Origin of the sequence: Candidatus Nanopelagicus abundans (genome assembly GCF_002288305.1) — a bacterium.
Taxonomy (GTDB): Bacteria; Actinomycetota; Actinomycetes; order Nanopelagicales; family Nanopelagicaceae; genus Nanopelagicus; species Nanopelagicus abundans.
Map to the genome: position 1 here is coordinate 161,190 of NZ_CP016779.1, position 18,480 is coordinate 179,669.

Consider the following 18,480-nt stretch of genomic DNA (forward strand, 5'->3'; position numbering starts at 1 on the left):
AGAATAAGGATATGAATAAGATTAAAGTAGTAGGCACCGTTGTTGAATTAGATGGTGATGAAATGACTAGAATTATTTGGTCATTTATTAAAGACTCCTTGATCTTGCCATACCTTGATATAAATCTTGAGTACTACGATCTTGGAATCGAATATCGCGATAAAACTGATGATCAGGTAACAATTGACTCAGCTCATGCAATTCAAAAGCATGGCGTTGGCGTTAAGTGCGCAACTATCACTCCTGATGAAGCAAGAGTTGAAGAGTTTAAGTTAAAAAAGATGTGGAAATCACCGAATGGAACAATCCGTAATATTTTAGGTGGAGTAATTTTTCGTGAACCAATTATTATTAAAAATGTCCCAAGATTAATTCCTCATTGGAATAAGCCAATTGTAATTGGCCGCCATGCTTTTGGTGATCAATACAAAGCAACTGATTTTCGTGTACCAAGTGCTGGAAAACTAACCGTTACGTTCACTCCAGAAGATGGTTCAAAGCCAATGGAGTTTAACGTTTTTGATTTTCCATCTTCAGGTGTTGCAATGGCGATGTATAACCTTGATGATTCAATTCGTGATTTTGCAAGAGCCTCATTTAACTACGGACTAGTTAGAAAATATCCAGTATTTCTATCAACAAAAAATACAATTTTAAAAGCTTATGATGGTCGCTTTAAAGATATCTTCGCAGAAGTTTTTGAAAAAGAGTTTAAGGCTGAGTTTGCTAAAAATAATCTCGAGTATGACCACCGATTAATCGATGATATGGTGGCAACATCATTGCGCTGGGAGGGCGGTTATATCTGGGCCTGTAAGAATTATGATGGCGATGTTCAATCCGACACAGTTGCTCAAGGTTATGGCTCACTTGGACTTATGACATCAGTACTTATGACACCAGATGGAAAAACAGTTGAAGCAGAAGCAGCTCATGGCACAGTTACTCGCCACTATCGCGATCACAAAGCGGGTAAGGCAACCTCTACAAATCCAATTGCATCAATCTTTGCTTGGACACAAGGGCTAGCGCACCGAGCTAAATTAGATAACACTCCTAAAGTTGCAGAGTTTGCAAAGACACTTGAGCGAGTTTGTATTCAAACAGTTGAGAGTGGAAAAATGACTAAAGATCTAGCGTTGCTAATTAGTAAAGATGCACCATGGCTTAATACCCAAGAGTTTTTAGCTGCAATTGATGATAATTTAAAGAAGGAAATGGTTTAACACTTAAAACAAAAAGCCCCACTTGAGTTCAAGTGGGGCTTTTTAATGTCTACTTAATTTAAACGCTTACCGGTGGCAGCATCAAATAAATGAACTACATCAGGATTAGCACCAACAGTTACAGTTTGCCCAGCCTTAGGTGGATTCTTTGGATCCCATCTAATAATTACTTGGCCAAGCTCCTCAGAAGTGTTAGCAAACTTCAGCGACTTATCAACTGGCTTGCCATAAACATAAGCATCAGAGCCAAGTTCTTCAACAACTTCAACTAGAACTTCAAAGCCAGTTGATGCTGGCGCTAAGGCCTCTGGCCTAATACCAACTGTTACAGATGATCCGGCGGTAGATGGCACAGCAATCCCAAGACTTCCTAGCATTGCCTTCCCACTAGAGACAGAAGCAGTTAGTAGGTTCATTGCAGGTGAGCCAATAAAGCCGGCTACGAAAACATTCTGTGGTTTTTCATAAAGATTTCTTGGCGTATCAACTTGCTGCAATAAGCCATCTTTAAGAACTGCTACGCGATCTCCCATAGTCATCGCTTCAACCTGATCATGTGTTACATAAACAGTTGTAATTCCAAGCCTGCGTTGTAGCGCTGCGATTTGGGTACGAGTTGCAACACGTAGCTTGGCATCTAAGTTTGATAATGGCTCATCCATTAAGAAAACTTGTGGCTCACGCACGATTGCACGTCCCATTGCAACTCGCTGACGTTGACCACCAGAGAGCGCCTTAGGTTTACGATCTAAATAATCTTCTAAATCTAATAATTTTGCTGCTTCGCGAACCCGGCGATCACGTTCTTCTTTTGCAATGCCGGCAATTTTTAATGCAAAGCCCATGTTTTCAGCCACTGACATATGTGGATAGAGAGCATATGACTGGAACACCATTGCGATATCACGATCTTTTGGTGCAACATTTGTTACATCTTTATCACCGATTCGAATTGATCCGGTATCAATTTCTTCAAGTCCGGCCAACATACGTAGTGATGTTGATTTACCGCAACCAGATGGTCCGACTAGGACTAAAAACTCACCATCATTAACAGTGAGATCTAATTTATCTACCGCTGGTTTTGTAGTGCCAGGATAGATTCGAGAAGCCTGTGAAAATACAACTGAGGCCATGGCTATTACTCCTTCTCCGGGTAGGTACGTACCCGACGATCCGTTGGATGAAGGTCTCACGGTTGTGAGAGTTGGCAAAGGCTAGAACAGGAAAGGGTCTAATGGGAAGTAGCCAGTGTTTATACGCTCACCGCAGCCACTGAGTGGGCAGGTAGATATCATTGGAGATATGGCATCAGGTGCTCTGCAAAGTATCGCAATCGTTTTAGGCCTAATTGCGTTGGGCGCAATATTTGTCGCCGCTGAAATCGCACTTATCTCCCTACGAGATTCTCAAGTTAAACAAATATCAACTAAAGGAAAACGTGGTGCACGAGTTGCCCACCTAGCAAAAAATCCTAACCGATTTCTAGCAGCTGCTCAGATCAGCATTACATTATGTGGTTTTTTATCAGCTGCCTTAGGTGCGGAACAACTTGGTGTATATGTAATTCCAAGGCTAGAAGAGATCGGTTTATCAGCAGGTACTAGTGAGGTAATTTCAATAGTTGTAATTACTTTAGTGATTGCCTATATCTCATTAGTATTTGGTGAGTTAGTTCCAAAGCGATTAGCGCTATATAAGACAGAGGCGATTGCGCTCGCTCTCGCTGCCACAATTGATCGAATTGCAAATCTATTTAGGCCAATTATCTGGCTTTTATCTCACTCAACTGATTTGGTAGTTAGATTGTTTGGAATTACTTCAAAGTCGGTTAGAACACAGATTTCAGAGGCTGAGTTAATGGATTTAGTTAGTGGTCACGCCGATTTAACTAAGGAAGAGCGGGATATTGTTGAAGAAGTATTTAATTCAAGTGATCGACTTATCCATGAAGTAATGGTGCCTAGAACTGAGGTTGATTTCTTAGATGCATCCTTAACTATTTCACAAGCACGAAAAGTAGCTGTTGAGCTTGCACACTCTCGCTACCCTGTTGTTCGTGGTAGCAGTGATGAAGTAATTGGATTTTTACATGTAAGAGATTTACTTAATCCAAAATTAGACGATACCCAAATGACGATCATGGAGATAGTTCGAAATGTAATATTTTTACCCGGTACTAAAGGAGTATTACCTGCTTTAACAGAAATGCGAAGTAAGCGGCAACATATTGCAATTGTTCTAGATGAGTATGGTGGTACTGATGGAATAATTACTTTAGAAAATTTAGTCGAATGCCTAATTGGTGATATTCATGATGAGTATGACGGACATGAGTCTGCTCCTGTGGTTCAACCTCGAACTGGTGATATTGAAGTTGATGGTTTGATATCTCTGGAAGATTTACAGGAATCAACTGGTATTACATTGCCAGAGGGTCCTTATGAAACAGTTAGTGGTTTTGTAATGCATTACTTAGGGCGAATTGCGCAGGTTAACGATGTAGTTCGAATTAATGGCGCACGCTTTACAATTATCAGTATGAGTGGCAAACGAGTTGGTCAGTTACTACTTGCTAGAGATGATGTGAAGTAATGAGTAAAAAACGCGTCCTATCTGGCATTCAACCTACCCATGACTCTTTTCATTTAGGAAATTATTTAGGCGCCCTTAAGCAATGGGTAGATATGCAAGAAAATCATGATGCTTTTTATTGTGTAGTAGATCTTCATGCGCTGACGGTAGAAACTGATCCTAAATTATTAAAAAAACGTACTTTACTATCTGCCGCGCAATTAATTGCAATTGGTCTTGACCCAAATAAGTGCACACTTTTTGTTCAATCTCATGTTCCAGCACATAATCAACTAGCTTGGGTGTTTGAATGTATTACTGGCTTTGGTGAGGCTTCTCGAATGACTCAATTTAAAGATAAGTCACAAAAAAGTGGCGCAGATCGAATTAATGTTGGTCTTTTTACTTATCCAATATTACAAGCTGCAGATATCTTGCTTTATCAACCAGATTTTGTACCAGTCGGTGAGGATCAACGCCAACATGTTGAATTAACAAGAGATATTGCTCAAAGATTTAATAGTAAGTATAAAGAGATATTTAACATTCCTAAGCCAGAAATAATTAAGTCACTAGCAAAAATAAATGACCTACAAGACCCAACTGCCAAAATGAGTAAATCAGCTTCATCAATGGCTGGTGTTATTGAGCTTTTAGATACACCTGAAGCGACTTTAAAGAAGTTTAAATCATCAGTTACCGATAATGGTAAAGAGATTAAATTTGATGAAAAACTAAAACCTGGAATTTCAAATCTACTAACCATTCATTCTGCGCTCTCAGGTAAATCAATTACTGATTTAGAAAGTGAGTTCTCAGGTAAGGGCTATGGTGACTTTAAAGCAGCTGTTGCTGAGGTGGTTATTGCCAAACTTGAGCCAATTAGTAAGCGCACCAATGAGTTAATGGATGATCCAGCAGAGTTATCACGGGTATTAAGTAATGGGGCGCAAAAGGCGAGTGAGGTTGCTAGCACCACCCTTAAAGCTGCCTACTCCGCAATTGGCCTTGCTTAGCCCTAAATACTGAGAGAAATCGGCTATAACTCTTAACTCTTAATTTAGAGTTGAAGTGATTCTAAACAAATCGTAATCAAAGATTTCGAGCGTTTCTGTTAGGAAATCTGCCTTACCGATAGGGTGCGACTACCACAATCCCAGATATTTTGGGTACTAGTCCTTGGGAGGGATTTTGAAAAAATCAATCAAACTCGTAGTAGCTATTGCAGCTACTTCATTAGTTACATCTGTTGCAGTTACCCCAGCCGCACACGGTGCTACTAAGCAAAAAGTCTGCGTTGCGCTAGATACCGCAGGCATCAACGATAAGTCATTTAACCAAAGCTCATACGACGGTGCGAAGATGGCACTTAGCAAGGGTTATGCATCGTCAATTAAATATTGGCCTGCAAAATCAAATGCTGATTATGCTCCAAATATCAATAAAATGATTGCTGAAAAATGTACATTAATTGTTGGAGTTGGATTCTTACTAGGCGATGCAATTGCAGTAGCAGCTAAGGCCAACCCAAGTGTTAAGTTTGGTTTCGTTGACGGCTGGGGCTTAGGTAATAACGTTAAGGCAATTACCTACAAGACCGATGAGAACTCATTCATTGTTGGATATATGGCAGCAGCTCTAAGCAAGACTGGCAAGGTCGGAACTTACGGCGGAATTCCAATTCCGACAGTAACAATATTTATGGAAGGTTTTGCAAACGGTGTAGCTCACTACAATCTAATGAAGAACAAGAATGTTCAGGTATTAGGTTGGAACACAGAGACTAAGACTGGAACTTTCCTAGGTGGTTTTGATGACACAACTAAAGCACTTCAAACCTCTATCTCATTAGAGCAACAGGGAGCAGATTTCATCTTCCCAGTTGCCGGTGGAATGCAAGCAACAACAGCTGCAAATAGCCAAAAGACTAAGAAATCTAATGTTATTTGGGTAGATGCAAAAGTTATGAATACTGGTGCTCAATATGCAAATGTAGTTCCAGTTTCAGTTGTTAAGGGGCTAGGTGAAGGTGTACTTGCTACCGTAAAGGAAGCTTACGATGGTAAGTTCTCAAGCAATATGTATGTGGGAACAATGGCTAACAAAGGTGTATCCATTGCACTTACTCCTGCTTGGAACAACAAAGTCTCAGCAAGCCTTAAAGCTGAAATTGCTAAGCTTTCAAAGGATATCGCTTCAGGAAACATTATTGCTCTAAATTCAGTAGAGTAATAAATATAAATTGCTGGGTAGGTTAATTTTAACCTACCCAGTTTTTAATTTAAAAAAGTTAGAGGAAAAATGTCGATAGAACTTAAGGCGATTACGAAAAAATTTGGATCTTTAGTTGCCAATGATTCTATTGATTTAAAAGTAGCTCGCGGTGAAATCCATGCAATCCTTGGTGAAAATGGCGCCGGTAAATCAACATTAATGAACATAGTTTATGGCTTAGCAAAAGCTGATTCTGGAAAGATTTTTGTTGAGGATAAAGAAGTAATTATTAATGAGCCAGCAGATGCCCTTAGGTATGGAATTGGTATGGTTCATCAGCACTTCATGTTGATTCCAGTCTTTACAGTGGCTGAAAATATTGCACTTGGGCGAGAAGAATCTAGGGGAGTGTTTTTAACTTTAGATGAAGTAAAGAAAAAAATTAAAGCCTTAGCCGATGAATTTAAGTTTGATATAGACCCAGATGCTTTAATTGAAGATTTACCAGTTGGCGTTCAACAGCGGGTTGAGATCATTAAAGCTTTAATTTATGATGCAAAAGTACTGATATTAGATGAACCAACAGCGGTGCTAACGCCACAAGAGACTGATGAACTTTTAAATATAATGCGGACCTTAAAGAAAAAAGGCACTTCAATAATATTTATTACTCATAAGCTGCGAGAAGTTAAAGATGTGGCAGATAAAATCACCATTATTCGATTAGGTAAAGTGGTTGGCACTACATCACCAGATACTTCTCAGGAGGATCTGGCCAGCATGATGGTTGGGCGACAAGTTGACTTGGCGCCAAATAAGAGCGAAATAAAGCCAGGTAGAGTTATTTTAGATGTAAACAAATTAAATGTTGCAAACTCTTTAGGCAGAAAAATAATCAACTCACTTTCATTACAGGTAAAAGCAGGTGAAATACTGGCAATTGCTGGTGTTCAAGGAAATGGCCAATCAGAACTGACTAGAGCAATTTTAAATTTAGAAGATCATGTTCAGGGCTCAATTAAATTAGATGAACAGGAAATTTTAGGTCTAACAGTTCAGGATTCCCTGCGTAAAGGAATTGCCTATATTCCTGAGTCACGTGAACTTGATGGTTTAATCGGAACTTTTAGTATCGCAGAAAATTTAATTTTAGATGTACATGACCTAGCTCCGGTAGCCAAAAAAGGACAATTAAATAATGAATACATTAATCAAAATTCAACAAAATTAGTCAAAGAATTTGATATTAGAACTCAAAGTATTTTTGAAAATGTGTCAGCACTCTCTGGCGGAAATAAGCAAAAAGTTGTGCTGGCAAGAGAGCTGTCAAGGGATGTTAAATTGGTGGTTGCTTCTCAACCAACGCGAGGTTTAGATGTTGGATCAATTGAGTTTGTTTATGAAAAATTATTAAGTGAACGTTCAGCAAATCGTGCAATTCTATTGATAAGTAGTGAATTAGATGAAGTACTTGAACTAGCCGACCGAATCGCTGTCATTTACAAAGGTGAAATAGTTGGTGAAGTTGGGCCAGATGTTTCGAGAGAAAAACTAGGTCTAATGATGGCTGGAATCAAATAGTGAAGCAATTTTTAAGCACAGTTCGCCGTATTACGTTACTACCAACTCTTTCATTTATTTTTGCATTCTTTATTGGTGGAATTATTATCGTAATTTCTGACCCAATAATTATGGCTCAGTTAAATTCACCTGGAAAATTTTTAACATCAGCAGCGGCCAGAATTGGTAATTCTTACTTAGCTATATTCCAAGGTTCAATTTATGATGTTAATTTAGCTAGGGAGTCCGGAGTTGTCCGAGGCTTTTACCCATTATCTGAAACCATTGTCACTTCAATCCCGTTAGTTTTTGCTGGACTAGCTGTTGCATTAGCCTTTAGGTCAGGATTATTTAATATTGGTGCGCAAGGACAGTTTATTTTCGGAGCAATTGGGGCCTCCTATGTTGGATTTACTTTTGATCTGCCTCCTTTAATTCATGTGCCATTAGTTTTAATTGTCGGAATAATATTTGGTGGGTTATTTGGCGGAATTGTTGGACTCTTAAAAGCTAAAACTGGTGCTCATGAAGTAATTGTTACCATCATGCTCAATTATGTGGCTGCATTATTTATTTTATGGCTGCTAAAAACTTCGATTTTTTTACGACCAGAAAGGTTTGATCCAATAGCTCCTGATGTAAATCCAAGCGCCAGGCTTCCAAAATTATTAGGCGCAGATCTTAGGTTGCATCTTGGTGTCTTTATTGCTCTTGTTGTAACATATTTTGTTTGGTGGTTACTAAATAGAAGCACTTTAGGATTCAAATTTAGAGCAGTAGGCGCGAATGCAAACGCTGCTAAAACTGCTGGTATTTCAGTGCCATTAGTTACTACAGTAACTATGTTTATATGTGGCGGAATAGCAGGATTAGGTGGTGCGGTACATTTAATTGGTACAGAGTATGCACTGACAGCCGGTGTTGCAGGAAGCATAGGATTTGATGCAATTACCGTTGCCTTGCTAGGTCAAGCAACTCCTTTAGGTACATTATTTGGAGCCTTTTTATTTGGTGCGCTGCAAACCGGTGGTAGAACTTTACTTTCAAATACAGGAACGTCCTCTGAAATTATTCAAGTAATCCAAGCATTAATAGTTTTATTTATTGCAGCTCCAGCACTACTTAAGAAGATATTCAGGTTGAAAAAAAGCGTTGATAGTAAATCTATGGCTGCAAAAGGTTGGAACGGATGAAAAGACAGTTAAACGCTTTACAAAAGCGAAGACAAAATGGCATTATCGCTATGGCACTACTTTTTGTTCTTTTTTCAATTGTTTTTTATATCTCTTCAACGAGAGTCGAGCCTGTTGTTTTTGGCTTCTATCTAGGCGATGAATGGAAGCTAATAAGTGAGTGGAAAGTTGGCTCTAAATCAGGGGTAATGATATTTCTGGTTATTTCATTGATTGGAATCGTTTTTTCTTACACTCAGTTTATTAGAGATAAAAAGTTATCTATAGGAAGTTTTTTATTTGGCTTTGGTTCGATTATGGCTTTTCTATGTTGGGCTGCTGCTGGAAAATTCATACCGCTTACAGGACTGCTTCAAGCAGCAGTTCTGCTTTCAGTCCCACTAATTTTTGGCTCAATGGCGGGTTTACTTTGTGAAAAATCTGGAGTTATAAATATTGCTATTGAAGGTCAATTATTATTTGCTGCCTTTATTTCTGCAGTTGTTGCAAGTTTGTCTCAAAATATAATTTGGGGATTAATTTCAGCCCCAATAGCTGGAGCTGCGGTTTCGTGGATACTTGCTTATTTCTCAATAAAGTTTCAGGTAGATCAAGTTATTTTAGGGTTTGTTATTAATGTATTGGTATTAGGACTTACAAACTTTTTTTATACAGTATTACTCGTTCCTTATGAAAGTACTTGGAATGTCGCTGGAAGTTTTTCAGCAATTCAAATTCCAATTTTATCTAAGATTCCAATTATTGGGCCAATATTATTTAATCAAACCATAATTGTTTATTTTATGTATTTGATAGTCACAGTGATTCAATTGGCATTATTTAAGTCAAAGTGGGGGCTTCGAACACGCGCTGTAGGAGAGTTACCAGTTGCCGCAGATAGCGTTGGAATAGATGTAAATAAATTAAGGTTCCAAAATGTGCTACTAGCTGGCGCGGTGGCTGGAATTGGTGGCGCAGTATTTACAATCGGTGCAGTCGGAATGTTTTCTCAATCAATGACAGCCGGTGCTGGCTTTATTGCTCTTGCTTGCCTAATTTTTGGAAAGTGGAGTCCTAAGGGTGCGATCGTCGCTGCTTTATTCTTTGGATTTACAAATAGCCTTCAAAGTAATTTATCAATTGCTGGGGTACCAATACCTTCAGAGTTCATGTTAATGATTCCTTATATAGCAACAATTATTGCTGTTTCTGGATTAGTTGGACGAGTTCGAGCACCTGCCGCAGATGGTATTGCGTATACCCGCGGTATTAAATAATCCATTTTCGTAGGACAATTACCCCATGAATATTAATTGGGATCAACTCCATACTGCTGCTAAAGATGTAATGAAAAATGCATATGCACCCTATTCAAAATTTAAAGTTGGCGTAGCTGGCCTAGTATCAGATGGCCGCATTGTGGTTGGTTGCAATAGTGAAAACGCTAGTTACGGCGTTGGGTTATGCGCTGAATGTGGATTAGTTTCTTCACTTACTGCAACAGGTGGCGGGCGCTTAATTGCGGTTGTTTGCGTAGATGGTAATGGTGATTATCTATCACCATGTGGAAGATGTCGCCAATTACTTTTCGAACACGGTGGTAATGAAATGTTATTCATGACTCCGCAGGGTGCCAAACCATTTTCAGAATTACTTCCTTGGGCCTTTGGCCCAGAGGATCTTAAATGAGTGAAAGATTTACAGTAGTTGAAATAATTTCAGCAAAACGAGACAAACACGATTTAAGTGATGAACAAATTGACTGGGTAGTAGATGCATACACGCGCGGTGTAATTGCTGATGAACAAATGTCAGCCTTATTGATGGCAATTTTGCTTAATGGAATGAATAGCCGAGAAATATCTCGTTGGACTGATGCCATGATTGCAAGTGGCGAGAAAATGAGCTGGTCAATGCTTGATCGTCCAACCGTTGATAAACACTCAACTGGTGGTGTGGGAGATAAAATTACGTTACCACTTGCGCCATTAGTTGCTGCATGTGGTGCAGCTGTTCCTCAACTCTCAGGCCGCGGCCTTGGTCATACTGGCGGTACGTTAGATAAATTAGAATCAATAAAAGGCTGGAAAGCATCACTTAGTAATAATGAGATGCTAAAAGTAATTCAAGAGTGCGGGGCAGTAATTTGCGCAGCAGGTGCTGGGCTTGCCCCAGCTGATAAGAAACTTTACGCCTTACGTGATGTAACTGGGACTGTAGAAGCAATTCCATTAATTGCATCCTCAATTATGAGTAAGAAAATTGCCGAGGGAACAAGTGCGTTAGTACTTGATGTAAAGACTGGCTCTGGCGCCTTCATGAGTGATCCAAAAGATGCTGCATTACTTGCTAGAACTATGGTGGATTTAGGAAAAAGAGCAGGTGTAAGCACTAGAGCATTAGTAACTGCAATGGATGTACCACTGGGGCTAACTGCTGGAAATTCATTAGAAATAAGGGAAACTCTTGAGGTATTAGCAGGAGGTGGACCAAGTGATGTTGTTGAGCTAACACTTTTACTTGCTAATGAAATGCTTGATGCAGTTGGGATTAAGCCAAAAGTATCACCAGCTGATGCATTAAAAAATGGAATGGCTATGGATGTTTGGCGTAAAATGATTAAAGCACAAGGTGGAGATAATGATGCTCCTCTTCCTGTTGCAAAAGAAAAAATAGAGATCAAGGCTGATTCATCTGGAAAACTATTAACTCTTGATGCACTTAAGGTTGGTATATCTGCTTGGCGATTAGGAGCAGGTAGGCAAAAGCAGGGTGAAGTCCTACAACTTGGTGCTGGAATTGAAATTCATGCAAAACCCGGTGACATAGTTAAAACAGGACAAAAAATTTTAACTCTACATAGTGATGAATCAGCAAGATTTGATCGAGCCAAAGAAGCTTTAGTAGGTGCCTTTTCTATTGGTGGCGTAGATGATCCAATTAAGCGATTACCATTGGTTATTGAAAGAATTGAGGGTTAAGTGTCACTAATTAGTATGCCAACAGATGAACAAATTAAGCGAGTTCCAAAAGCTTTATTACATGATCATCTAGATGGTGGCTTGCGCCCGCAAACGATTATTGAACTATCACAAAAAATTGGTTATAAAAAACTACCAACTCAAGACCCAGAAAAATTGGCAATTTGGTTTGAGGAAGCTTGCAACTCACATTCACTCGTTCGTTATCTTGAAACTTTCGCACACACAGTTGCGGTCATGCAAACAAAGGAAGCAATAATTCAGGTAGCACGTGAGTGTGCAATTGATTTAGCAAGAGATGGTGTTGTTTACGCTGAAGTCAGGGGAGCGCCCGAGTTATTTATAGAACAAGGTTTAACCTTTGATCAGGTAATTGAGGCGACTACTGAAGGTTATAAACAAGGAGTAGCTGAGGCTGCAAAAGAGGGGAAAAAAATAAGGGTTGAATCTTTACTTTGTGGACTTAGGCAAAATGATAAATCACAACAGACAGCTGAATCTGTTGTTAAATATCGAAATAAGGGCGTAGTTGGTTTTGATATTGCCGGTCCAGAAGATGGTTTTCCACCAACTAAACAATTAGATACTTTTGAATATTTAAGAAAAGAAAATGCTCACTTTACTATTCATGCTGGAGAGGCTTATGGATTACCATCGATTTGGGAGGCGATACAAATTTGTGGCGCTGAAAGAATCGGACATGGAGTTCGTATTATTGATGATATTGATTTCTCAGGTAGTACACCAAAACTAGGTCCACTTGCTTCTTATATTCGAGATCGACGAATTCCACTGGAGCTTTGCCCAACCTCAAATTTACAAACAGGCGCAGCTAAAACATACGCACAGCACCCAATTGGGCAATTAGCAAAGCTTCGCTTTCGCGTAACACTTAATACCGATAATCGACTAATGAGCAATACATCGATGACTAATGAGATGACTCAGTGCGTTAAATCATTTGACTGGAAGTTTGCAGATCTGCAACGAGTGACTATAAATTCACTTAAAAGCTCATTTATTCCATTTGAAGAGCGGCTTGAGATTATTGAAAAAATTGTAAAACCAGCATACGCAGCAATATCTGCTGAATAAATTAAAGTCCGATTGGATGCCAAACGGTTTTTTGTTCCATAAAACTAAGAATTCGTTCCGGGTGATTAGTAGGACTAAATCTAAATATTCGTTTTAGATTATCTGCGCCAACTAGTTTTAATTCCTCTTCTTGCTTTTTACTAAGGCCGGCAACATCTACTCCATCTATTTCCATATGTGAACCAACCCATGGCGCTAACTCAGCAATTTTCCCAGTAAGTATATTTACAACTCCGCCAGGTAAATCACTAGTTGCCAGTACTTCACTCAAAGTAATTGCAGGTAGTGGATAACTTTCGCTAGCAATTAAAACTGCAGAGTTACCACTAGCAATTACTGGAGCTAGTGTCCTAACTACTCCAAGTAATGATGGTTTATTTTCTGCAAATATTGCAACCACACCTAATGCTTCTGGTGTTGTAAAGTTATAAAACGGACCTGATACTTGGTTTAGTGAACCAGAAACTGATGATAACTTGTCACACCAGCCTGAGTACCAAACCCAGGTATCAATTGCTTCTTCTACTTGTACTTTTGCTACTTTAGTAGTTACCCCTTCTAAAGCACAGATCTCATCAATGAATTGATCACTTCGTCCCTGCATAATTTCAGCAACGCGATACAAGATTTGTCCACGATTAAATGCAGTTGCATTAGCCCATCCAGAATGCGCAGCCTTTGCTGCTACAACAGCATCTCGTAAATCTTTTCGAGAGGCTAGTGCAGGATTGGCAATAAATTTCTTATTATTTCCCTTAATTTCATACACACGACCAGATTCACTTCTTGGGAATGCGCCACCAATAAATAATTTATATGTCTTATTTATATCTATACGGCTCATTTACTTTCCTTCACTTGCGATGTTAGATAACCAGCAAGACCATGGCGACCACCTTCACGTCCCCAACCAGACTCTTTATAACCACCAAATGGACTAGCTGGATCAAATTTGTTAAAAGTATTACTCCAAATAACTCCGGCTTTTAATTGCTTTGCAGCCCACAAAATTTTAGAACCTTTATCACTCCAAACTCCAGCAGATAATCCATACATTGTGTTATTTGCTTTCTCGATACCTTCAGCAGGAGTTCTAAATGTTAAAACTGATAAAACAGGACCAAATATTTCATCCCTAGCAATTCGGTGAGATTGCGATACTCCAGTAAATATTGTTGGTGGATACCAAAAACCCTTACTTGGTAATTTGCAATCAGGTGACCATCTACTAGCACCTTCAGCATCTCCCGTATTTGAAATATCCTGAATTCTTTTTAATTGTTCTGCTGAGTTAATTGCTCCTAAATCGGTGTTTTTATCCATTGGATCACCAACTCTAATTAAACTCATTCTCTTTTTAAGTTTTTCTAAAACTTCATCAGCGACATTCTCTTGAACTAATAATCTTGAACCTGCGCAGCAAACATGCCCCTGATTAAAGAAAATCCCATTAACTATTCCTTCTATTGCTTCATCAATTGCAGCATCATCAAAGACAAGATTAGCTGCCTTTCCACCTAGTTCTAGCGTCGCACTTTTCTTTGTGTTAGAAATTGATCTAGCAATTGCTTTACCAACTTCGGTAGAACCAGTAAAAGCTATTTTATTAATATCAGAGTGATTAACTAAGGCAGCACCAGTTATGCCATCTCCGGTAACAATATTCACCACACCATCTGGTAATCCTGCTTGTTGGCAAACTTGAGCAAATAATAATGCTGTCAATGGTGTTGTTTCTGCTGGTTTTAAAACAACTGTATTACCGGCAGCAAGTGCCGGAGCTATCTTCCAAGCAAGCATAAGTAGTGGAAAGTTCCAAGGAATTATTTGGCCAACCACACCTACTGGCTTTGGTTTACTACCAAGGCCGGCATAATCTAATTTATCTGCCCAACCAGCATGGAAAAAAAAGTGTGCAGCCGCAAGTGGAATATCTGTATCTCGTGATTCTCTAATTGGTTTTCCATTATCTAAGGTTTCAACAACTGCGAATTCGCGTGCTCTCTCTTGCAGAATGCGAGCAATGCGGTAAAGGTATTTACCACGCTCTTTTGCTGGCATCTTGGACCAAACCTTAGTAAAAGCTGTCCTTGCACTTTTAACAGCTAAGTCAATATCTAATTTATCGGCATATCCAACTTTTGAAAGGATTTCTTCAGTTGCTGGGTTAATTGTGTTAAAACTTTTACCCTTCTTAGGCTCTACAAATTTTCCGCCAATAAATAAACCATATGAGGTTGCAATATTTGCAATGGCTTTCGATTCAGGTGCATTTGCGTATTCAAAGCTGCTCATAACCCACCTAATCCATTGTTACGTAATTGGCACTAGCGTAGTGCCCAGTACGTAGCTTCATTCGCTGCATCAGCAAGTCATTTAATAGCGCACTTGCGCCAATTCTAAATAGAGCAGGATTAAGCCACTGTGGTCCAGCCGTCTCATTGACTAGAACCAGCTGCTTAATTGCATCTTTTGTTGTTCTAATTCCACCTGCTGGTTTAACACCAATTTTTTTCCCAGTAAGAGCAAAGTAATCACGCACTGCCTCAAGCATTACCAATACAACTGGTGCGGTGGCGGCTGGTGCAACCTTACCGGTACTAGTTTTAATGAAATCAGCACCGGCTAACATCGCAAGGTAGGAAGCTTTCCTGACATTGTCATATGTAACTAATTCACCAGTTTCTAAAATTACTTTAAGATGTGCTTGATCACCACATAATTGCTTAATTATTTTAATCTCTTCAAATACTTCACCAATTCGACCTGAAAGAAATGCACCACGATCAATTACCATATCAATTTCATTAGCCCCAGCATCAATTGCATCTTGGGTATCAAGTTTTTTAACCGCTATTGAGGCTCGTCCTGATGGGAAAGCAGTAGCAACAGCAGCAACTGCTATATCTTTACCACCAATCGAATTTAATTCCGTACGCGCTATTTTAACCATGTCGTTGTATACACAAATTGCCCCAACTGATGGCACAGCTAAATCTGTAGGATCTGGTCTAACTGCTTTTGCGCAAAGAGCTTTAACTTTTCCAGCAGAATCAGCACCTTCAAGTGTTGTTAAATCAACCATACTTATTGCCAAATCAATCGCCCAAGCTTTACTTGTGGTTTTAATACTTCTTGTCGCAAGCATGGCTGCTCTTGAATCTGCACCAACTTGATCAACAGGTGGCAAGTCAGATAGAAACTTTTTAAGTGAGCTCTCGCTACCATCGATAATCATGAGAGTACTTTAGTCAAAGCCTGCTTAATTTGCGAGATCAACGATATGGCTTCTTTTTTAGTATCGCAGACAACCTCTATGTAGCATTTTAACTTAGGCTCAGTTCCACTCGGTCTAATTATTACTCTTACATTATTTTGATACTTCATACGAATTCCAGTTGTTTGCATTTTTTCCGCTTTACTTAAGTCCTCTATTGTTTCTAGCGCAAGACCTGCAAGTTGATCTGGTGGATTATTACTTATCCTAGAGAGTAAATTATCGATTTCAGTTACATCACTAAATCTAATTGAGATTTGATCAGTTTCATGAAAGCCAAATTCTTCACCGATACTTTGCAAATAGTCGCTAAGTGAACTTGATTTAACTTTTAATTCACCAGCTAATTGAGCAATTAATAACGCAGCGCTTATGCCGTCTTTATCATTTACAATCTCAGGGTCAACACAATAACCTATTGCTTCTTCATACCCATAACCAAGATTTGAAACTTTTGATATCCATTTAAATCCTGTAAGAGTTTCTTCGAATCTAATTCCATGTTTTTGCGCAATTTTTGAGAGGAGCGTAGAAGAAACAAGTGAGTTAGATACTGACTTACCTGTAAGTTTTCCGCTTTCAATCAGGTACTTACCAAGAATTGCACCAACCTCATCACCACGTAACATTCGCCAGTTCTGAGATTCATCACTAATTGCAACTGCACATCTATCTGCATCTGGGTCGTTGGCAATCACTAGATCTGCATCATGCTTTTTGGCATATTTAATTGCTAAATCCATTACTCCACTCTCTTCTGGATTTGGAAAAGGAGTAGTTGGAAAATTTGGATCTGGTAGAGCCTGCTCAGAAACAAGTATTGGTTTAGAAAACTTAGCTTTTTCAAACACATTAACTAAAGTTTTCATACCGACACCGTGGAGTGCGGTGTAAACAATTTTAAGATTATTGGCGGTAGTTGCAAGTTTTGCTGTAGCTGAAATGTAGTCAGAAGTAATTTCTTCATTAACTACTTCATATTTTGATGACCTTTTAGGCGATAAATCTGCCTTCGCAATTAGATTAGATATTTCCCTATCGATAGGAGAAGTAATTTGTGATCCACGATATTTAACTCCACTAATACTTGCACCTAAATAAACTTTATAGCCATTATCCGTGGCTGGATTATGGCTTGCTGTAACCATAATTCCAACATTTGCATTTAATTTATTAACGGCAAAAGCTAATACTGGAGTTGGTATTTCTTGTGGGAATAGGTAAGTTTTTATACCAGCGCCAGCGAAAATTTCTGCACTATCTTTAGCAAAATCAACTGATCTATGTCGGGCATCTCTGCCAATAACCACAGTTGTTAAGTTATTCTCTTTCATAAAAGAAGCTATTGCTGCTGCGGTTCGACTAACAACTGCTCTATTCATACCGGAGGGACCAGGAGATATTGGACCTCGTAATCCTGCGGTGCCAAATTGTAGAAAGCCATTAAAGCAACGATTTAATTCAAGTTCATTACCTTCAGATAACCACTTACTTAACTGTTCTGCCGTACCCGTATCTGGATCGTTTTTGATCCAATCTTGCACTTCACTTCTTAGTTGATCTGAGATCACAACTTAGGCAATACCTTTGCTAAAAGATTACCCATCCTGTCTGCAGCAGCCTTTCCAGCTGCAATAACTTCTGCATGGTTTAACTTCTCACCAGTTACACCTGCAGCAGCATTAGTCACTAAAGAAATTGCAAGAATCTGTGCACCAAGTGCATGAGCAGCAATTGCCTCTGGCACCGTTGACATACCAACTAGATCTGCTCCCATTGTGCGCATCATCTTAATTTCAGCAGGAGTTTCATATGATGGTCCGCGCCAGTGGACATAAACACCCTCAGCTAAGGATGGGTCCTCAGCCTTTACGATTTCACGAAGTTTTTTGCTATACAAATCTGTTAAGTCAACAAAATCTGCACCAATTAGAGGCGATGCGGCGGTAAGAGATATGTGGTCTCTAATTAGTACTGGTTGCCCCACTTTATAATCAGTATTTATTCCACCACATGCGTTTGTTAAAACAATAGTTCTACATCCAGCCTTAACTGCAGTTCTGACCGCATGTGCCACTGGCTCCATACCTAACCCCTCATAAAAATGAGTTCTACCTAAAAAAACAAGAGCATTTACAGAGTTAGCTAATTTATATGATCTTATTTTTCCGCCATGACCTTTAACTGTTGGTTCTGGAAACCCTGGCAGATCAGTTATAGCAAATTCATGAGCTGGCTTTCCTAATGCATCAGCAGCAGAAATCCAACCAGATCCCATTACTAGAGCAACATCATGCTTTTTTTGGCCAGTTATTTTTGCAATCTCTTTCGCTGCTTTTTCTGCAGTACCGATTGGGTCTTTATAAAGTTTGCTCATGTGA

General features: G+C 39.2%; 16 protein-coding genes. 10 read left to right on the forward strand and 6 right to left on the reverse strand.

From position 1 onward, the window contains the following. Window positions 1-11: 11 nt before the first annotated feature. A complete protein-coding gene (locus tag B1sIIB91_RS00860; protein ID WP_095687758.1) occupies window positions 12-1,226 on the forward strand; it encodes an NADP-dependent isocitrate dehydrogenase in 1,215 nt (404 codons plus the stop codon). 53 nt (window positions 1,227-1,279) lie between these two features. Here B1sIIB91_RS00860 and B1sIIB91_RS00865 read toward each other — a convergent pair whose 3' ends face one another. Then, window positions 1,280-2,362: an ABC transporter ATP-binding protein gene (locus tag B1sIIB91_RS00865; RefSeq protein ID WP_095687759.1), complete on the reverse strand. Its 1,083-nt coding sequence runs from the start codon at window positions 2,360-2,362 to the stop codon at window positions 1,280-1,282. A 169-nt stretch (window positions 2,363-2,531) separates the two neighbouring features. Between B1sIIB91_RS00865 and B1sIIB91_RS00870 the strand changes: the two genes are divergently transcribed. The 9 genes from B1sIIB91_RS00870 to B1sIIB91_RS00910 all read left to right on the forward strand — a co-directional run bounded on the left by B1sIIB91_RS00870 (window position 2,532) and on the right by B1sIIB91_RS00910 (window position 12,822). Further along, window positions 2,532-3,821 carry a hemolysin family protein gene (locus B1sIIB91_RS00870; protein WP_095687760.1) on the forward strand — a complete coding sequence of 430 codons (1,290 nt, stop codon included), beginning with the start codon at window positions 2,532-2,534 and terminating at the stop codon, window positions 3,819-3,821. Continuing rightward, window positions 3,821-4,816: a tryptophan--tRNA ligase gene (gene trpS / locus B1sIIB91_RS00875; protein WP_095687761.1), complete on the forward strand. Its 996-nt coding sequence runs from the start codon at window positions 3,821-3,823 to the stop codon at window positions 4,814-4,816. The genes B1sIIB91_RS00870 and trpS overlap by 1 nt, the downstream gene beginning before the upstream one ends. Window positions 4,817-4,991: 175 nt before the next feature. Continuing rightward, the gene (locus B1sIIB91_RS00880) at window positions 4,992-6,032 is read left to right on the forward strand and encodes a BMP family lipoprotein (RefSeq protein WP_095687762.1); all 1,041 of its coding nucleotides are present in this window, start codon (window positions 4,992-4,994) and stop codon (window positions 6,030-6,032) included. Window positions 6,033-6,101: 69 nt separating this feature from the next. Beyond that, window positions 6,102-7,595: an ABC transporter ATP-binding protein gene (locus tag B1sIIB91_RS00885; RefSeq protein WP_095687763.1), complete on the forward strand. Its 1,494-nt coding sequence runs from the start codon at window positions 6,102-6,104 to the stop codon at window positions 7,593-7,595. Further along, complete coding sequence (locus tag B1sIIB91_RS00890) at window positions 7,595-8,767, forward strand: ABC transporter permease (protein ID WP_095687764.1); 1,173 nt, start codon at window positions 7,595-7,597, stop codon at window positions 8,765-8,767. Before B1sIIB91_RS00885 ends, B1sIIB91_RS00890 begins: the two co-directional genes overlap by 1 nt. Further along, the gene (locus B1sIIB91_RS00895; RefSeq protein WP_095687765.1) at window positions 8,764-10,023 is read left to right on the forward strand and encodes an ABC transporter permease; all 1,260 of its coding nucleotides are present in this window, start codon (window positions 8,764-8,766) and stop codon (window positions 10,021-10,023) included. Before B1sIIB91_RS00890 ends, B1sIIB91_RS00895 begins: the two co-directional genes overlap by 4 nt. 25 nt (window positions 10,024-10,048) lie before the next feature. Continuing rightward, window positions 10,049-10,435, forward strand: a complete 387-nt coding sequence (locus tag B1sIIB91_RS00900) for a cytidine deaminase (RefSeq protein WP_018227268.1) — start codon at window positions 10,049-10,051, stop codon at window positions 10,433-10,435. Next, entirely contained in the window at window positions 10,432-11,727 is a 1,296-nt protein-coding gene (locus B1sIIB91_RS00905) for a thymidine phosphorylase (protein WP_095687766.1), read from the forward strand. Before B1sIIB91_RS00900 ends, B1sIIB91_RS00905 begins: the two co-directional genes overlap by 4 nt. Continuing rightward, a complete protein-coding gene (locus B1sIIB91_RS00910; RefSeq protein WP_095687767.1) occupies window positions 11,728-12,822 on the forward strand; it encodes an adenosine deaminase in 1,095 nt (364 codons plus the stop codon). A gap of 1 nt (window position 12,823) precedes the next feature. Here B1sIIB91_RS00910 and B1sIIB91_RS00915 read toward each other — a convergent pair whose 3' ends face one another. From B1sIIB91_RS00915 to B1sIIB91_RS00935, 5 genes are read right to left on the reverse strand one after another with little or no spacing between them, the layout of a single operon-like run. Beyond that, the gene (locus B1sIIB91_RS00915) at window positions 12,824-13,666 is read right to left on the reverse strand and encodes an aldehyde dehydrogenase family protein (RefSeq protein ID WP_095687768.1); all 843 of its coding nucleotides are present in this window, start codon (window positions 13,664-13,666) and stop codon (window positions 12,824-12,826) included. Continuing rightward, on the reverse strand, window positions 13,663-15,117 hold the full coding sequence (locus tag B1sIIB91_RS00920; RefSeq protein WP_095687769.1) for an aldehyde dehydrogenase family protein: 1,455 nt from the start codon (window positions 15,115-15,117) through the stop codon (window positions 13,663-13,665). The genes B1sIIB91_RS00915 and B1sIIB91_RS00920 overlap by 4 nt, the downstream gene beginning before the upstream one ends. 7 nt (window positions 15,118-15,124) lie before the next feature. Next, window positions 15,125-16,060 (reverse strand): deoxyribose-phosphate aldolase, encoded by a 936-nt coding sequence (deoC, locus tag B1sIIB91_RS00925; RefSeq protein ID WP_095687770.1) that lies wholly within the window; start codon window positions 16,058-16,060, stop codon window positions 15,125-15,127. Then, a complete protein-coding gene (locus B1sIIB91_RS00930; protein WP_095687771.1) occupies window positions 16,057-17,670 on the reverse strand; it encodes a phospho-sugar mutase in 1,614 nt (537 codons plus the stop codon). The genes deoC and B1sIIB91_RS00930 overlap by 4 nt, the downstream gene beginning before the upstream one ends. Next, a complete protein-coding gene (locus B1sIIB91_RS00935; RefSeq protein ID WP_095687772.1) occupies window positions 17,667-18,476 on the reverse strand; it encodes a purine-nucleoside phosphorylase in 810 nt (269 codons plus the stop codon). The genes B1sIIB91_RS00930 and B1sIIB91_RS00935 overlap by 4 nt, the downstream gene beginning before the upstream one ends. Between the last annotated feature and the right edge of the window lie 4 nt (window positions 18,477-18,480).

Excerpts from the sequence above, each read along its gene's own strand:
- B1sIIB91_RS00860 (WP_095687758.1), top strand. The coding sequence starts at position 12 with ATGAATAAGATTAAAGTAGTAGGCACCGTTGTTGAATTAGATGGTGAT.
- B1sIIB91_RS00865 (WP_095687759.1), bottom strand. The coding sequence starts at position 2,362 with ATGGCCTCAGTTGTATTTTCACAGGCTTCTCGAATCTATCCTGGCACT.
- B1sIIB91_RS00870 (WP_095687760.1), top strand. The coding sequence starts at position 2,532 with ATGGCATCAGGTGCTCTGCAAAGTATCGCAATCGTTTTAGGCCTAATT.
- trpS (WP_095687761.1), top strand. The coding sequence starts at position 3,821 with ATGAGTAAAAAACGCGTCCTATCTGGCATTCAACCTACCCATGACTCT.
- B1sIIB91_RS00885 (WP_095687763.1), top strand. The coding sequence starts at position 6,102 with ATGTCGATAGAACTTAAGGCGATTACGAAAAAATTTGGATCTTTAGTT.
- B1sIIB91_RS00895 (WP_095687765.1), top strand. The coding sequence starts at position 8,764 with ATGAAAAGACAGTTAAACGCTTTACAAAAGCGAAGACAAAATGGCATT.
- B1sIIB91_RS00900 (WP_018227268.1), top strand. The coding sequence starts at position 10,049 with ATGAATATTAATTGGGATCAACTCCATACTGCTGCTAAAGATGTAATG.
- B1sIIB91_RS00905 (WP_095687766.1), top strand. The coding sequence starts at position 10,432 with ATGAGTGAAAGATTTACAGTAGTTGAAATAATTTCAGCAAAACGAGAC.
- B1sIIB91_RS00915 (WP_095687768.1), bottom strand. The coding sequence starts at position 13,666 with ATGAGCCGTATAGATATAAATAAGACATATAAATTATTTATTGGTGGC.
- B1sIIB91_RS00920 (WP_095687769.1), bottom strand. The coding sequence starts at position 15,117 with ATGAGCAGCTTTGAATACGCAAATGCACCTGAATCGAAAGCCATTGCA.
- deoC (WP_095687770.1), bottom strand. The coding sequence starts at position 16,060 with ATGATTATCGATGGTAGCGAGAGCTCACTTAAAAAGTTTCTATCTGAC.
- B1sIIB91_RS00935 (WP_095687772.1), bottom strand. The coding sequence starts at position 18,476 with ATGAGCAAACTTTATAAAGACCCAATCGGTACTGCAGAAAAAGCAGCG.